Annotated in this window: 15 protein-coding genes and 1 riboswitch; of the genes, 11 read left to right on the top strand and 4 right to left on the bottom strand. The window is 51.0% G+C overall.

Annotated elements, in window-relative coordinates:
* Positions 1–15 precede the first annotated feature (15 nt).
* The 8 genes from J2T14_RS15955 to J2T14_RS15990 all read left to right on the top strand — a co-directional run bounded on the left by J2T14_RS15955 (position 16) and on the right by J2T14_RS15990 (position 9,311).
* The gene (locus tag J2T14_RS15955; RefSeq protein ID WP_307472298.1) at positions 16–1,575 is read left to right on the top strand and encodes a hypothetical protein; all 1,560 of its coding nucleotides are present in this window, start codon (positions 16–18) and stop codon (positions 1,573–1,575) included.
* 28 nt (positions 1,576–1,603) lie between these two features.
* Complete coding sequence (locus J2T14_RS15960; protein ID WP_307472301.1) at positions 1,604–2,653, top strand: hypothetical protein; 1,050 nt, start codon at positions 1,604–1,606, stop codon at positions 2,651–2,653.
* 27 nt (positions 2,654–2,680) lie between these two features.
* The gene (locus J2T14_RS15965; protein ID WP_307472303.1) at positions 2,681–4,162 is read left to right on the top strand and encodes a stalk domain-containing protein; all 1,482 of its coding nucleotides are present in this window, start codon (positions 2,681–2,683) and stop codon (positions 4,160–4,162) included.
* An 83-nt stretch (positions 4,163–4,245) separates the two neighbouring features.
* Positions 4,246–5,169 carry an FTR1 family iron permease gene (locus tag J2T14_RS15970; protein WP_307472305.1) on the top strand — a complete coding sequence of 308 codons (924 nt, stop codon included), beginning with the start codon at positions 4,246–4,248 and terminating at the stop codon, positions 5,167–5,169.
* A 5-nt stretch (positions 5,170–5,174) separates the two neighbouring features.
* Entirely contained in the window at positions 5,175–5,939 is a 765-nt protein-coding gene (locus J2T14_RS15975) for a hypothetical protein (RefSeq protein ID WP_307200634.1), read from the top strand.
* Between the two features lie 130 nt (positions 5,940–6,069).
* Complete coding sequence (locus J2T14_RS15980; RefSeq protein ID WP_307472307.1) at positions 6,070–6,759, top strand: response regulator transcription factor; 690 nt, start codon at positions 6,070–6,072, stop codon at positions 6,757–6,759.
* A gap of 2 nt (positions 6,760–6,761) precedes the next feature.
* A complete protein-coding gene (locus J2T14_RS15985) occupies positions 6,762–8,189 on the top strand; it encodes a HAMP domain-containing sensor histidine kinase (RefSeq protein ID WP_307472309.1) in 1,428 nt (475 codons plus the stop codon).
* A gap of 36 nt (positions 8,190–8,225) precedes the next feature.
* Positions 8,226–9,311, top strand: coding sequence for an extracellular solute-binding protein (locus J2T14_RS15990; RefSeq protein ID WP_307200628.1), 1,086 nt, complete (start codon positions 8,226–8,228; stop codon positions 9,309–9,311).
* Positions 9,312–9,350: 39 nt separating this feature from the next.
* Here J2T14_RS15990 and pepT read toward each other — a convergent pair whose 3' ends face one another.
* Both pepT and J2T14_RS16000 read right to left on the bottom strand, forming a co-directional pair.
* The gene (pepT, locus tag J2T14_RS15995; RefSeq protein WP_307472311.1) at positions 9,351–10,583 is read right to left on the bottom strand and encodes a peptidase T; all 1,233 of its coding nucleotides are present in this window, start codon (positions 10,581–10,583) and stop codon (positions 9,351–9,353) included.
* A gap of 298 nt (positions 10,584–10,881) precedes the next feature.
* Positions 10,882–11,361, bottom strand: a complete 480-nt coding sequence (locus J2T14_RS16000) for a GyrI-like domain-containing protein (RefSeq protein ID WP_307472313.1) — start codon at positions 11,359–11,361, stop codon at positions 10,882–10,884.
* Positions 11,362–11,671: 310 nt separating this feature from the next.
* Between J2T14_RS16000 and J2T14_RS16005 the strand changes: the two genes are divergently transcribed.
* From J2T14_RS16005 to J2T14_RS16015, 3 genes are read left to right on the top strand one after another with little or no spacing between them, the layout of a single operon-like run.
* A complete protein-coding gene (locus tag J2T14_RS16005; protein ID WP_307472314.1) occupies positions 11,672–12,487 on the top strand; it encodes an ABC transporter ATP-binding protein in 816 nt (271 codons plus the stop codon).
* The gene (locus J2T14_RS16010) at positions 12,484–13,287 is read left to right on the top strand and encodes an ABC transporter permease (protein ID WP_307472317.1); all 804 of its coding nucleotides are present in this window, start codon (positions 12,484–12,486) and stop codon (positions 13,285–13,287) included. Before J2T14_RS16005 ends, J2T14_RS16010 begins: the two co-directional genes overlap by 4 nt.
* Before the next feature lie 5 nt (positions 13,288–13,292).
* Positions 13,293–14,075: an ABC transporter permease gene (locus J2T14_RS16015; RefSeq protein ID WP_307472320.1), complete on the top strand. Its 783-nt coding sequence runs from the start codon at positions 13,293–13,295 to the stop codon at positions 14,073–14,075.
* 65 nt (positions 14,076–14,140) lie between these two features.
* Here J2T14_RS16015 and J2T14_RS16020 read toward each other — a convergent pair whose 3' ends face one another.
* Positions 14,141–14,572 carry a hypothetical protein gene (locus J2T14_RS16020; protein WP_307200615.1) on the bottom strand — a complete coding sequence of 144 codons (432 nt, stop codon included), beginning with the start codon at positions 14,570–14,572 and terminating at the stop codon, positions 14,141–14,143.
* Positions 14,573–14,576: 4 nt separating this feature from the next.
* Positions 14,577–14,748, bottom strand: a riboswitch (cyclic di-AMP (ydaO/yuaA leader).
* A gap of 152 nt (positions 14,749–14,900) precedes the next feature.
* Positions 14,901–15,233 carry a winged helix-turn-helix transcriptional regulator gene (locus J2T14_RS16025; protein ID WP_307200612.1) on the bottom strand — a complete coding sequence of 111 codons (333 nt, stop codon included), beginning with the start codon at positions 15,231–15,233 and terminating at the stop codon, positions 14,901–14,903.
* Between the last annotated feature and the right edge of the window lie 13 nt (positions 15,234–15,246).

The raw sequence follows: 15,246 nt of genomic DNA on the forward strand, positions 1-15,246 counted from the left end.
GAGGGGGATACGTTAATGCAGCAGCGATCACTTCGTTATTTATCATTGGGCGCTGCCGCTATCGTTCTGTTGACGTTATTCGGCTTGAACCTGCGGTTCGCCAGTCCGTTCGTACGCTCATGGGATGAAGTCGATTTCGTGCTCGCCGTAGGTCGGTTCGATCTGCTCGCCATGCAGCCGCATTTTCCGGGATATCCGTATTTCATCGCGGGAGCGAAGCTGGTTCATGGATGGGTGACGGATCCCGTCAAGTCGTTGATCGGCTGGAATGCGGCGCTCGCTTGCAGTTCGTTCATTCCGATTGCGCTGCTGGCGAGAAGATACGTTAACGTTAGTGCAGCGTTATGGTCGACTGTCGCCATTCAATCGATGCCCTACATGTGGTTGATGGGTTCAAGGCCGATGTCCGAATGCACGGGCATAGCAGTGTTATGGTGGTATCTGTGGAGCGTGCGAATGGCTGCGGATCGTCCGCATTCTATCCCTCGCCTCGGTGCTGCACTCGTGATATTCAGCTTGCTTATGGGCATTCGGGTGTCATACTTTCCTTTTGGCCTGGCACTGCTCGTACTCCTTATCTACCAGTATAGAAGGGAATCGAATAAGCGAATTGGGCTTCGGAGACTCGCGCTTGCTATAACGGCCGCTGCGGGAGCGCAGCTTATATGGATCGGCGGGTTAGCGATGTCCGAAGGAACGCTGCAGGGGTTTTGGAATTTGTCCATGGCTTTCATAGACGGCCATTTCTCCGAATGGGGCGGCGGCGTTGCCTCCGCGCAAGTGCCGCTCGGAACACGATTCGTCACGCTCGTCTACGATCACTTGATTCGGGACGTGCTGCTTAACCGATTGGCCGTACTGGGTGCGCTCTATGGATGTCTAATCGCTCTGACAGGCTGCGGAATATGGAAGCTGGGCAGCAGCAGAAGAACAATTGCTTTAGACGGTTTGAAGCATCACAAATGGCTGATCATCATATTGGCGGCTTACGGAGGCTGGGTGCTACTCGGTCAAAATATCGAGAAGCCGCGCCATATCGCCCCGATTGCCGGCCCGCTGATGCTGCTTGTTTATGTCTCTGCACTGAAAACGGCTCATTGGCTGAAGCTTTCTTCGGTAACCGGCAACGAGCGGCTATGGAACAAAGCCAACGCCGCAGCCATTCCGTTCACGTTAGCCGCCGTGGTCATCGTTCAATTCATCTCCGGAGCGCAATTGCTGAAGCTCCAAGCCGAGCAGCAGCCGGCCGTCTATCAATTGAACGATTATATGGGAGCGTTAGAGCAGCCGCTCGTGCTGTACACGTGGGAGGAAACCCGGGTGCTTGGTTATTTGAAGGCTGATTACGAGCACCGGAAAGTGTATACGTATGATTATTTTCAAGCGATAACGTCATCTGAGACGGAGCAGCGGGTGTATTTGACGGATCACGTCCTGAACGGCTTTTTGGCACAAAACAAGGCTGCGGGATTGGACGTCGTGCCCGTCGCCCATTTTACCTCGGATGATCGGTTCGACCCGGTCTATTCCGAAATTACCGTTTACGAATGGAAGAAACGGGATAGCGACAACTAGAGAGAAGGAATGAGAGGGGACTGTACAAGTGTCAAGATGGTATCGATATGGGCTTGCAGTAATCGTACTTATGGTATGGCTCGCTCCTGTCCAGGTTTCGGCCTACTCCTACGGAGATGCGAATACGGAGGATGTCGCCGAGACTTTCAAAGTGATAGCGGGTGCTTTAAGCGGGGATAAGGCGGATTGGAAAACAGTCCAGGATACGCATCAGGTTCGGCGATCCGAGATCCAATCGCATTTTGGCGAGTCGGTTGCGCTGACGCTGGATAAGAACATTGAAGCGAAGGACAGCAAGCTGCTCATTGCCAACTACAAAGCGGTACTTGTCATGAATCTGGATCGCCGCTTTACCTATGCGCTGAAGGATGTAGCGGATTATGCGGCAGCAAAGCTGCTACTGGCCAAAGCGAAGGCGACATTCGATACGCTTGCGCCTTATATGTCCTCCGGAACGGATGACATTAACAAAGCGTTCGATGATGCGCTTGAAGCGCTCGGCAATCCCGGATTGTTCGGCGTAGGGGAGAAGGAGGCCGATCCGGATACGTTCAAGGTGAAGGTTGATTACATTTACGGGAAAGTAAAACCAAGCTTCCCTTACAAAGCTTACGTCAAACCGGCATCAACTGCTACGGGCAGCGTCAAACCAACCAAAGCGCCTGCTGCGACGCAGAAGCCCTCTGCAACCAAGGCTCCAACCGCTACGAGCAAACCTACGGCCAGCGACAAGCCGGTTGCTTCCGATTTGGCTGCGGAAGAGACGCCATCGGCAACGCCAGGCGCAGAACCGAGTCTAGAGCCGGCCGAGAGCATATCGCCAAGTCCCGGGACAACGGAAACGACTCCGCCTGCCGCATCCGGCAGCGAGGGAGATTCGGATGAGCTGTCTGGCGAATCCGAATCCGAAGTATCTGCGTTAGCCGAAGCCTCGCAGCAAGGTGCGCAGGAAGAAGGCCATGCTCCGATGGAGCGGACGGACAAAACGAATCCGTTCATCACGATATTCGTCATCGCGGGAGTCGTAATCGTTGGCGGCGGAGTTATATGGTTCATTCGAAAAAAAGGATTGTTATAACAAAAAACGATTATAGGAGAGATGATCATGCGTAAATTTTGGTCCATTGCAATAAGTCTAGCTTTAGTGTTCTCTACATTAGTTACGGTAAGTACAACCGCTCATGCACAATCCAGCTTCAATATTACCGAGGATGCGGATATCGCCGCCAAAATCAAAGCATTTGCCGATATTAAAGCTTTGTTCACCGATAACACGGATCTAAAAGCGGTTCAAGAATTCTACGTCGCTCAATTCCAAACGGACGCGAAACGAATCGACGATACGATCAAGCCGAATGATCCGAAAATCGACGAGAACATTTCGTTCGTGCTTGATAATGCGATTAAGGGCAACCTTAACGTGAATCAAGCGAAGCAAGCGGTGGATAAAGGCCTTCAATGGTATTTCTACTTCAATATGCGCGATTTGATCAGCAAGAAGGTTCGTCCTGCACTGACCAATGAGGATTATGCGACGGCAAAAACCGAATTTAACAAGGTCGTTCAAATTTATGAAGGCGTCATCCAAAGCACAGTCGCAAAGCGTGACGGTACGTACAAACTTGATATGGTCGGTATTCTGAAAGGAACCATCGAACAGCTGCTGAAGGATCTGGACGATAAAAATGCCAACGACTTCAACGTACATCGCCAAGTGCTGGACAAAACGATCATTAAAACGTACGCGCTGGCAGCCTTTACGTACGCGACGAACATACCGACGAAGCCCGCGGCCGATCAACCGGCTGCCATGACGGAAGGCTACTTCTTCTATCTTCCGGTATACACGTATTTAAGAGGCGGAAGCACGGAGGATGCGAACTATATCCTAAACGTATTCGCCTCGGGAGATGCCGGCCAAGTAGACAAAGACAAGATGCAAGCCGCTATGCAGCGCACGATGATCGGCAAAGTATCGGAATACGTAACAAATGCCTTTACAAAGCTGTCTGAAGGCGATTTGCAAGGCGCGCGCGGATACGCAATGGAAGGCAATATGTTCTTGTCAACGCAGGAAGTATTTTTCACTAAGGAAGAATATGCGGCTGCTGCTTCTTATGCGCAGCAATTCGCCGATGCAATTAACAAGTCGGATCTTGCCGGCGCAAAATCGGCTTCCTTCCAAATGCTGAAGTACCTCGTTGTGAAGGACGGCGTGCAGCTGAAGGTGAGCGAGAAAGCGTATAAAGTAGACGGTCAAGAACATACGGCGACCAGCGCGCCGTTCATTAATAAGAAAACAAGCCGGACGCTCGTTCCTGTTCGATTAATTACGGATGCGATCAATGCCGAAGTAAGCTTCGACAATAAGACGAAGACGGTTATCATCGTCAAAGACGGCAAAACCACCCAGCTGAAAGTTGGCAGCGATAAGGTCGTTCAAGACGGCAAGCTTAATGAAACGATTACGCTGGATCAACCGGTCGTTATCGAGAAAGGAAGCTCGTTCATTCCGCTGCGCGCAGTTGTGGAGCTATTCGGCAAAGCGGTCTTCTACGAGAAGGGCGAAATCATTATTCTTCGATAAATAAGGGTTGTCGGCGGGGAGACGCCTGCGCATCATGCGCAGGTGTCTTCCTCCGCTATTTTAACGTGCAGGGAGGCTATACTATGAATGTGCAATCGTTTCTGATCACGTTTCGCGAAGCGTTCGAAGCCATTTTGATTGTTGGCATCATCATGACGTACTTGAAGAGAATCGGCCAGACGCAGTGGAATAAGTGGGTTTGGGTCGGCGTCGTTCTTGCGTTGGCGGCGAGCTACGGTGTCGCATTAGTGTTCCAAACCGTATTGACCGGATTCGCGACGATGGGCAGCCAAAACTACTTGAAAATCGGCATTATGCTCGTTTCGTGCGTGCTGCTGTCGCATATGGTCTTGTTCATGGGTCAGCAAAGCCGAAGCATGCAAGGGAAGCTGGAAAATAAAATATCCGCGATCTTAACGGTCGGCGGCGTGCTCAATATGATCGTCCATTCCTTTCTCGTTGTCGTCAGGGAAGGCGTAGAAACGGTGTTCTTTTTCGCGGCGATTACCGGCGGCGATATCCAGAAGGCATTGCAAAGCTGGGGAGCGCTCATCGGATTGGTCGCAGCTCTTATAGTCGGCTATTTGTTCTTTAGAGGTACTCGGAAAATACAACTGAAGACGTTTTTCCGGATTACGAGCGTATTTCTTATGATGATTGCGGGCGGACTGCTTGTACAGGCTGTTGGGATTATGCAGGATATCGGGATTATGGGTACGATATACAAGACCGCCGGCGGCGAGGTCGGAGAAATATACAATCTGACGGCCATTATGCCCGAGCATCCTTTGGACGAGACGCAGCATATTCGCGATACGGGTGAGCAGCCTCTGATTAGCGGGCAAGTCGGTATTTTCTTCAAAGCGTTTCTTGGTTACACGCAGAACCCGTCAGTTGAAGAATTTGTGCTGTATTGGGCCTTTTATCTAGTCATTATCATCATGCAGGGTTTGCAGAAAAAACGTTACGAGAAGCTGCATGCCGTACAATCGATAACAGGAGTGTGAACGAGTTGAAAATAGGGATCATCGGATACGGGCATGTGGGCAAAGCGATGCATAAACAATTTCCGGATGCTGTCATCTATGACGGACCGCTCGGAACCGGCAGCCGGGAAGAGCTCGCCCGCTGCGATGCCGCCTTCGTATGCGTACCAACACCTGAAGCGCCGAACGGTAGCTGCGATACGTCGCAAGTGAAGGAAGTGCTGAATTGGATAGACGCCTCGGTTATCGTCATTCGATCCACCGTTCCCGTGGGCTTTACCGAGAGCCAGATCGAGGAGACCGGCAAGCGAATCGTGTTCCAGCCCGAATATTACGGAGAAACCGCGGCTCATCCGTTTTCCGATTTGACTGCGAGAAGCTGGCTGACGCTCGGAGGATCGGAGGCGAATGTCAAGCTTGCCGTGAAAGCCTATCAAAGCGTATGCAACGCGGAGGTTAAATTCGTATTTACGGATGCGCGTACGGCGGAGCTGGCCAAATACATGGAAAATTGTTTTTTGGCAATGAAGGTTACGTTTTGCAACGAGTTTTACGATATCGCGCAAGCGTTTGAAGTCGATTACTCCGCGCTTAGGGAGGTTTGGCTGGAGGATCCGCGAATCGGGAGAAGCCATACGTTCGTATATGAGGACAATCGGGGTTTCGGGGGGAAATGTTTGCCTAAAGATGTGAACGCGATGCTTCACCAAGCGGGCGAGCGGGAAGTGAATGTCTCATTGCTTCAGGCGTTGCGGCTCAGAAACGAAAAATTTATTAAAAACAAGGATTGATCGGTTCGCGATTATCGAATAGAATAAGCTTATGTGTAATAATGATAATCATTTTCATTTATAGCAAAAACGATTCCTGTCATGGCCGGCATCATGTCGCGGCTTTTGCCTTGCGAAGGGAAATATCGGAATGAAAAAAGTATTGTTGATCGAAGACGAAAAAAACATGTCGCGATTTATTGAGCTTGAGCTTCAGTACGAACGGTTCACCGTAACCGTCGCTTCCGAAGGCAACACGGGGCTACAATTCGCGCTTGCCGAAGATTGGGATATTATTCTTCTCGATATTATGCTGCCGGGTATGGATGGTCTCGAGATATGCCGTCGGGTTCGTTCTTTCAAATACACGCCTATTATTATGCTGAGCGCAAGAGACAGCGTATCGGAGCGGGTATCCGGACTCGATTGCGGCGCTGACGATTACTTGCCCAAGCCGTTCGCCATCGAAGAATTGCTCGCTCGGATGAGAGTCGTATTCCGGAGGCAGCATGCGCTGAACAGCGATCGGGACAAAGGATTGTTGCCGGTTGTTTCCTTCCTTGATTTGGTTCTTGATCCGAATACGCGGAGGGTGAGCAGGGCGGGAGTGTCGATCGAGCTGACAAAGCGCGAATACGATCTGCTCGCCGTATTTCTGTCGAATGCGAACCGAGTGCTCGATCGGGAGACGCTGCTCGATAAAGTATGGGGTTACGATGTCGCGGTCGATACGAACGTGGTGGACGTATATGTTAGGTATTTGCGCCGAAAAATCGACAACCCCGGCGGTTCCAGCTACATTCAGACGTTGAGAGGCATTGGATATGTGATGAGAAAATGAGCTTGCGACAATGGACAGGCTATTACTTAAGGATGCCGATAAAATTCAAGCTGACTTTGGGATCGACCGCGTTGATCTTGGCGCTTCTCGTCGGGTACAACATGCTGCAGTACATGATTATGGAACAATGGATCATTCATCGCGAGAAGAAAAACATCCAACAGAACATGAATGCGATATTAAACGATTTTCTTGAACAGGAAATACGATTCAAACAAGACAACCTAGCCAGTATCAAACTATATATGAACAAAATGAATCGGGACGATCAACGGATCCGCATCTTGGGAGACGATAATCGCGCGATTATTACGATAACGAATAACGTGCCGGACAATGGAACGAATGGGATTGGCGAAATGGAAAACCTATCACCCTCCCGACAAACATTCGGCATTTACAAAAAAAACGGCTATTCGCTGTTAATCATGAAGAGTCCGCTAACGATCCATGAGTTTACCGGGTCGGTGGAGATCGTCAAGAGCCTGAAACAGTTCGAGGAGCTGTCAAAGACGGTTTCTCAGGTTATGTTTTTCTTCGCCATAGGGGCCGTGGCGCTAAGTATTCTGGTAGGCTGGCTGCTAACGCGCAACTTGCTTAGACCGCTGCAGGGTATGGCGCAAACGATCAGGGACGTGAAGAGCAAAGGGATGCAGGAGAGAATGACTCCGGCGCTAAACGGAGACGAAATATCGACGTTGATGGTCATGTTCAATGACATGATGGACCAAGTGGAGGATGCCTTTCGGCAGCAAACGAGGTTTGTCGAGGATGCTTCCCACGAGCTTAGGACGCCTATCGCGATCATAGAGGGCCATCTAGCCTTGCTGCGAAGGTGGGGGAAAGACGATCCCGTCATTATGGGCGAATCGTTGGACGCCTCGCTCGAAGAGTTCGCGCGATTAAAGCGGCTGGTCTTGGAGCTGCTAACGTTATCCCGTGCCGAGAAGGACGCGCAGGGTGCCGAATCCGCATTGGAAAATCTGCCTGGCGCAATCGAATCCATCGTGGATCGTTTTGCGGTCATCCATCCCGATTACGACTTCGAAACCGATGTGTGGAGAGCGATAGGAATAAGCTTAATGATTCCAATCGAACATCTGGAGCAAATTCTGCTCATCATTTTGGATAACGCCACCAAGTACTCTTTGCAACATAAAACCATCGTCATTAAAGCCGAGGTTAACGCGGAGCGGGTCGTTATCGAAGTCGTCGATCGGGGCATTGGAATTCCGGACAAAGACATTCCTTATGTTACGGAGAGATTCTACCGGGTAGACAAAGCCAGAAGCCGCGATCAAGGAGGGAACGGACTCGGGCTTGCCATCGCCAAGCGGCTCCTCGAACGTTACCAAGGCACGATCGCTATACGTTCCAAGGAGTTCTCCGGCACAACGGTTACAATCAGCTTGCCTAGTCTGCCTCGATAGTAATACCGGTTCAGAAAAATGATGTAGGAGGGGTCTATGTTGAAAAGGTTATCTGTCTATGTATTCGTTTCTGTCGTCCTCGCGGCTTGCGTACTCTTAGGCATTGGCGGACAACTCCGAAACCAATCCGGTGCGGCCAAAGTCGATGAGCAAAACAAGGATAGGAAGAAGGAAAGCGTGACGGTGTACACGGCCAGGCATTATGAAGCGGATTCCGTCGTGTTCGAAGCCTTTACGAAGCGTACCGGCATCGAGGTCGTTGAAGTAAAGGGGACGCCGGAGGAGCTGGTGTCGCGCATGAAGCAGGATGCAGACGATTCCGATGCGGACTTGTTCTTTACCGTGGACGGGGGCGTATTAAACTTCGCTAAACGCGAAAACGTTTTGCAGCCGCTGCGCTCCGAGGTTCTAGACAGTCAAGTCCCGGCCAAGTGGCGTGATCCCGACTATTACTGGACGGGTGTCGCGACGCGGGCTCGCGTAATCGTATATGCGAAGGATAGGGTCAAACCGGAGGAACTTTCCACTTACGCCGGCTTGACGGATGGGAAGTGGAAGGGCAAGGTATTGATCAGGTCATCCTCCAGCTTGTATAACCAGTCGTTGCTTGCCTCTTTTATTGCGCTCGAAGGAGCAGATGGCGCACAGCGGTGGGCCAAGGGCATCGCGGACAACTTCGCTCGCGTACCAGAAGGCGGCGACCGCGAGCAAGCGAAAGCCATCGCCGACGGCATTGGAGACGTAGCCATCATGAATACCTATTACGTAGGGCAGCTTGCAGCCTCGGAAGACCCCGACGAAGCACGAATCGCGGAAGGCTTAGGCGTGTTTTTTCCGAATCAGGAGACGACGGGAGCTCACCTGAATATAAGCGGAATCGGACTTGCCCGTTATTCGAAAAATAGAGACAATGCGTTAAAGTTGGTGGAGTATATTACGAGCAAGGAAGGCCAAACGTTGTTGGCGAAGGAGAGCTTTGAGTTTCCGGTCAACGAGGAAGCGGAAGTCGGAGAACCGATCCGATCATGGGGGACCTTCAAGGCGCAGCAGTTGGACTTTGGCGCTCTGGAACATTACCGGCAAGCGGCGATCGATATCTTCGACGAAGTCGGTTGGCCATAAGGGAGAGCAAGCCGCAGCTTAGCGTCTTGCTCTTCTTTATTAGGCTAGTTCTTCGTACAGCTTGACGATCTCGACGATCGTATTCACGGCATGGAGCATATTGTCTACCGACACGTACTCGTATCGGCCATGGTAATTCTCGCCGCCGGTGAAGATGTTCGGCGTCGGTAGACCCATGTAGGAAAGCTGGGAGCCGTCCGTACCGCCGCGGATCGGCTGAATGATCGGTTTAATGCCGAGGCGTTCCATTGCTTGCTTCGCGATGTCGACAATCTCTCTGACGGGCTCGATTTTCTCGCCCATATTGTAGTATTGATCCCGAAGCTCCAGTACGATTCGATCTTCTCCGTACTTCGCCTTTAGATCCTCGACGATGCCGGTTAGCTCGGCTTTGCGCCCATTGAACCTCTCGCGATCGTGGTCGCGAATCAAATAGCGAAGCTGCGCTTGCTCGACATCGCCTTGTATCGAAGACAGGTGGAAGAAACCTTCGTAACCCTCGGTATGTTCGGGTGCTTCATCTGCAGGCAGCTTGCTTTGAAGCTCCACGGAGATTTTCACCGCATTAACCATCTTGCCTTTGGCCGTGCCGGGGTGAACGTTCTTTCCCTTGATCGTTATTACGGCTGCTGCGGCATTGAAGCTCTCATACTGCAGCTCTCCCAACGGCCCGCCATCCAGCGTATAAGCATACGAAGCATCGAACGCCGCCACATCGAACTTATGCGGACCTCTTCCGATTTCCTCGTCAGGCGTGAATGCGACCCTTATTCTTCCGTGTTTCACCTCGGGATGCTGCATGAGGTAATTCATCGCGGTCATAATCTCGGCAATACCGGCTTTATCATCCGCTCCAAGCAGCGTTGTGCCGTCGGTTGTAATGAGCGTGTGGCCCTTATAACCAGCCAGCTCCGGGAAGTCGCGCGGCGACAAAATAACTTGAAGCTTCTCGTTCAGCGCTATGTCTCCACCGTCATACGATTCAACGATTTGCGGCTTGACGTCTGCGCCCGACAGCTCGGTCGCCGTATCGACATGGGCTAGGAAGCCAATCGTCGGTATCGGTTTATCCGTATTGGCCGGAAGGGTGGCCATTACATAACCATTCTCGTCAAGCGTAACCTCCTGCATGCCGATCGCCTTCAGTTCTTCCACGAGCATGCGCGCCAGCGTCAGCTGTCCCGGCGTAGAGGGGCAGCTTGTAAAGCTTTCATTCGATTGCGTATCCACCTTCGCATAGGCGATGAAGCGATTAATGATATCGGTTTTCATCGTTAATAGTCAGCCTCCAATCCAAAAGGTCATATACATCATTATAATACAAACCAGCGGGCGACGAGAAACGGTCGACAGGATATCCAAGGTTTAGCGAAAAAAACACAATATTATCGCCCTTCCCTTACTTGAACGGCGAATCGACTGGAACAATAACTTTAAGCTAGTAACTTGGCATCCCAGCTAATGTTCAGCGTTACATGGGACGTCGCCACGAAGCGGATTTTAATCGAAACCTCGAAATCATAAAAAAACAGGGCTGTCCCATTTCAAACCTAGGGCAGCCCTATTTCTATCATTGCTTCTTCACGATCGGTATCCATACCTCGCAGCGATAATCGTCGGCCGTCGTGTCACCCATCGGATAAACCTCGATTTCCGGTCCATCGGCATGCTCGTAGCCCGTAGCGGGAAACCATTCCTGATAAATGCGGCCGAATACGGTTTGTATGGCATCAGGGAGAGAACCGACAGAAGCGAATATCGCCCAAGTGCATGCCGGAATCGTCCGCAGCGTCAATCCATCCGTAGGGTCTTGCTTTGTTTCCGCTGCGATCATATATGTGAAATCACCTTGCTCCGGCTTCATATCGAGACAGATTCCGAGCAAATTACCGCCGTTCCCGGCCTCCTCAACTTGCTGGACGCTTCCGTTGCCATGGCATTCTGCCCAGAATTTCGGGATATCGCGCAAGTTTTGCCCATCCCGGCATGTAACCTCGATCGATTTGCCAATAACCGTAAAAGCTTCTTTCTCTTCAATGCGGTAGTCCATGTCTTTGTCTCCCTTCAAAGCAGCCATTCCGATCGCATCGCTACTGATGACTTTACGTTGAATAAGAAAAGGCCGAGCGGGAGTTAATAGCTACTCGCTCGGCCTTTATATACGCCGTAAACCTATTTTTGACAAATCTTAAGCTAGGGGGTCCGTCCTCGATCTCTATAATAATAGTATAGCTGGGACGAAATTATAAGTCTATACTTTTTTTGCTAATTTGGATATATTTTTTGAGCGGCGTTTGCGAAGTGTCATCGGACTTGTTTGGAAGTAGGTTATACATACAAATAGCAGGAGGTTGTTTGCAATGCAGGACACTATTATACAATTGGAAGGGATCGGGAAGTCGTTCAAAGTAGCGAAGCGTTCGGCTGGTTTGGTGCAGGCGGCGAAAGCGTTGCTCGTCAGAGACTACAACGTTGTCGAGGCGCTGAAGGATATTTCCTTCTCGATTGGCAAAGGCGAGATTGTCGGTTACATCGGTCCGAACGGAGCGGGCAAGTCGACGACCATCAAAGTCATGAGCGGCATACTCGTGCCGGACGAAGGAAGCTGCCAGATTATGGGTTATACGCCTTGGACGGATCGCGTTACCTATGTGAAAAATATCGGCGTCGTGTTCGGCCAGCGATCTCAGCTGTGGTGGGACGTGCCGGTCATCGATTCCTACGAACTGTTGAAAGATATTTATAAGATACCCCGGCAAATGTACGAGGACAATCTCCGCATGCTGAGCGAGACGCTGGATCTCGCGGAATTCATACGTACACCCGTGCGTCAGCTTAGCCTAGGCCAAAGAATGCGCTGCGAGATTGCGGCTTCGCTGCTGCATAGCCCGAGCCTATTGTTCCTTGACGAACCGACGATCGGGCTGGACGCGGTAAGCAAGCTAGCCGTGCGGCAGTTTATTAAGACGATTAATAAGGAACAGGGCGTAACGGTCATTCTGACAACGCATGATATGGCCGATATCGAAGCGCTGGCGGACCGAATTCTTATGATCGGCAAAGGCACTTTGTTATACGACGGGAGCCTGGAGCAGCTCCGCGGCCGATTCGGCGTGCAGGAGAAAGAGTCCTTGGATGAGATGATCGTTCAGCTCTATAAGGAGCATCAAATATGAGAGCCTATGTCTCGGTGTGGAAGCTGAGATTCATCAATGGGATGCAGTATCGCGCAGCCGCGATTGCAGGCGCATTGACGCAATTGTTTTTCGGATTCGTCTTCATTATGATCTACATGGCCTTCTATAGCCACAGCAGCGGGCAGCCGCCTATGTCGTTGAAGGAGGTCATAACCTACGTCTGGCTGCAGCAAATCTTTCTTTCCTTCATCATGTTATGGTTTCGCGACAATGAAATCTTCGATCTAATAACGAGCGGCAACATCGCTTATGAGTTATGCCGGCCGATCGGCGTATACCCGCTTTGGTTCGCCAAGCTGCTCGCTCAGCGCGTAACAAGCGCCGTACTTCGCAGCATACCCATACTAATTGTCGTCTTCTTCTTGCCTGAGCCTTATCGAATGGCATGGCCTCCGGACTTGCCAACGCTTTTTCTGTTCGTTGCTTCTCTTCTGCTTGGCTTGCTCGTCATTGTAGCGGTATCGATGTTGATCTATATATCGGTATTCTGGACGTTGTCACCGACCGGATCCACGCTTATGATTTCGGTCGCCGGCGAATTTTTTGCAGGAATGATCGTTCCCGTGCCGCTTATGCCGGATTGGCTGCAGAAGTTTACGTATGCATTGCCGTTTCGCTGGACGGTCGATTTTCCGTTCCGCGTGTACTCGGGTCATATTCCGCAGACGGAGGCGTTATGGGGCATGATCATTCAGATCTGTTGGTTATGCTTACTTATTGGGTTTGGTTATGCCAGCTTGCGAAGAGCGCTGCGCCAAGTCGTCATACAGGGAGGATGATAGCGATGCGACTATATTTCAAATATGTATCGATCCTGTTCAAGTCCCAGCTGCAATACCGCGCTTCCTTCTGGCTGCTCAGCTTCGGACAGTTTTTGGTTCCGTTCACGGTGTTCGCCGGATTGTACTTTATGTTCGAGCGGTTTGGACAATTGCAAGGGTGGACCTTCTTCGAGGCGGCTCTGTGCTTCGGCATCATTCATATGGCGTTCTCGCTTAGCGAATGCTTCGCGCGCGGTTTCGATGCGTTCTCGGGTCTCGTCAGAAGAGGGGAATTCGATCGCCTACTTGTTCGTCCCCGTAGCACGGTGCTGCAGGTGCTTGGATCGCAATTCGAGTTTACGAGAGTCGGGCGAATGCTGCAAAGCGCGATTGTGTTAGGCTGGGCGCTGTACAGTCTGCCGGTGGAATGGAATACGGCGAAGGTAACGACGCTGATCTTGATGATCGTTGGCGGCGTCTTCATCTTCGCCGGCATCTATATTTTGATGGCGACCCTGTGCTTCTGGACGATTCAAGGGCTGGAGATTGCGAACATATTGACGGACGGAGGGCGGGAGATGGCGCAATACCCGCTTAATATATACGAGAGATGGGTCAAAATTTTCTTTACGTACGTCATTCCGTTCGGGTGCGTTAACTATTTGCCGCTTCTCTATATACTCGGCAAGCAGGACGGCAACGAATGGTTCTATATGCTGCTGCCGTTAGCGGGTATATTGTTCCTGCTGCCTTGTCTAGCGATATGGCATATCGGCGTCCGACATTATCGCTCGACGGGCTCCTGAGCCCGCCTAACTAAACAAGCCCGCTCCTTCGCGCAGCAGGAGCGGGCTTGCTTCATTCTACAGCTCTAGATGATGGATACATAGGCGACGGAACGGTTCTTGAGCACCGTCTCTTCGGCATTGCCTTCGATGAACGTAGGGTTGTCGATATGGGCGAGTAGATCGTCGATCGCAGTGCTGAACAGTTCGTTCAGCCGTCCATCCACATGGCCGGGCAGAAGCGAATCGTACAGCGAGTCGGGATCGGTAAACGCTCCGATAAACCCTCGAAGCGGCTCGCTCCATTGTTTCAGATCGATCTGGCTGTCGGACTCGGGTGCGAAAAATTCGCCCCAGCCAACGCCTTTGTTGCTTACTAATCGAAGACATACGCGAAAACCGGAAGAATCGACGGCGAGGGCAGGAATAACAAACAGTTCGATGCGAGTAATGGAAAGACGGTCCGGAGAATCAAGATCGGACAAAAACGACAAGTGGCTGTCTGATTGCGACAACATAAATAACCTCTCCTTATTCCGCTTACGAGGTTAGCTGTCGGATTCGGGTCAGAGAGATTCCCTACCAAGGTTACAAGTCCTTGGATTCACCCCTTGCGAGCGGATCGATCGATCCAGGTAGTGGCTCGCGTTGGTTCCCCCGTTTTTTCGCACGAAAAATTCAGCGTTAGTATGCCGTATATTATAAAGCTAATCGTTGTATTTGTAAACTGTTTTACCTTAATATTCAGACAATTACGACGCATTAACCTCAGTCATTTACATGGTAAATGTTAAGTTGGGTTATGCTGGAACATGCGGCATTCGCGCATGAGTACATGTATTATTCCTATTGTTGATCTGCCTGCAGGTTCGGTTCAATCCAGTCCGCCGACCATTTCTGTATCTCACGAATGACGGGCTCTAAAGCTCTGCCTTTATCGGTTAATGAGTATTCTATGCGAACAGGGATGTCCGGATAGACGTGACGAACGACGACGCCTTCTGCCTCCAGCTCCTTCAGCCGTTCTGACAGCAACCTGCCGCTGATCGGCAAGGCACCCTGTATCGTGCAGAAACGTTGCGTCCCCTCTAACAGTTGATAAATGATCAGGCCGGTCCAACGCCTGCTGAACATATCCATCCCCTTCTCGAAACGGGGACAAAGAGTCTGTTGTTCCATTCGTATCACCTCT

Source organism: Paenibacillus harenae, assembly GCF_030812415.1.
Lineage (GTDB): Bacteria > Bacillota > Bacilli > Paenibacillales > Paenibacillaceae > Pristimantibacillus > Pristimantibacillus harenae_A.

Bases quoted from the DNA above. Each gene is read 5' to 3' on its own strand.
- J2T14_RS15990 (WP_307200628.1), top strand. From the start codon at position 8,226: ATGTTGAAAAGGTTATCTGTCTATGTATTCGTTTCTGTCGTCCTCGCG.
- J2T14_RS15970 (WP_307472305.1), top strand. From the start codon at position 4,246: ATGAATGTGCAATCGTTTCTGATCACGTTTCGCGAAGCGTTCGAAGCC.
- J2T14_RS16005 (WP_307472314.1), top strand. From the start codon at position 11,672: ATGCAGGACACTATTATACAATTGGAAGGGATCGGGAAGTCGTTCAAA.
- J2T14_RS15955 (WP_307472298.1), top strand. From the start codon at position 16: ATGCAGCAGCGATCACTTCGTTATTTATCATTGGGCGCTGCCGCTATC.
- J2T14_RS16025 (WP_307200612.1), bottom strand. From the start codon at position 15,233: ATGGAACAACAGACTCTTTGTCCCCGTTTCGAGAAGGGGATGGATATG.
- pepT (WP_307472311.1), bottom strand. From the start codon at position 10,583: ATGAAAACCGATATCATTAATCGCTTCATCGCCTATGCGAAGGTGGAT.
- J2T14_RS16015 (WP_307472320.1), top strand. From the start codon at position 13,293: ATGCGACTATATTTCAAATATGTATCGATCCTGTTCAAGTCCCAGCTG.
- J2T14_RS16000 (WP_307472313.1), bottom strand. From the start codon at position 11,361: ATGGACTACCGCATTGAAGAGAAAGAAGCTTTTACGGTTATTGGCAAA.
- J2T14_RS15980 (WP_307472307.1), top strand. From the start codon at position 6,070: ATGAAAAAAGTATTGTTGATCGAAGACGAAAAAAACATGTCGCGATTT.
- J2T14_RS16020 (WP_307200615.1), bottom strand. From the start codon at position 14,572: ATGTTGTCGCAATCAGACAGCCACTTGTCGTTTTTGTCCGATCTTGAT.
- J2T14_RS16010 (WP_307472317.1), top strand. From the start codon at position 12,484: ATGAGAGCCTATGTCTCGGTGTGGAAGCTGAGATTCATCAATGGGATG.
- J2T14_RS15965 (WP_307472303.1), top strand. From the start codon at position 2,681: ATGCGTAAATTTTGGTCCATTGCAATAAGTCTAGCTTTAGTGTTCTCT.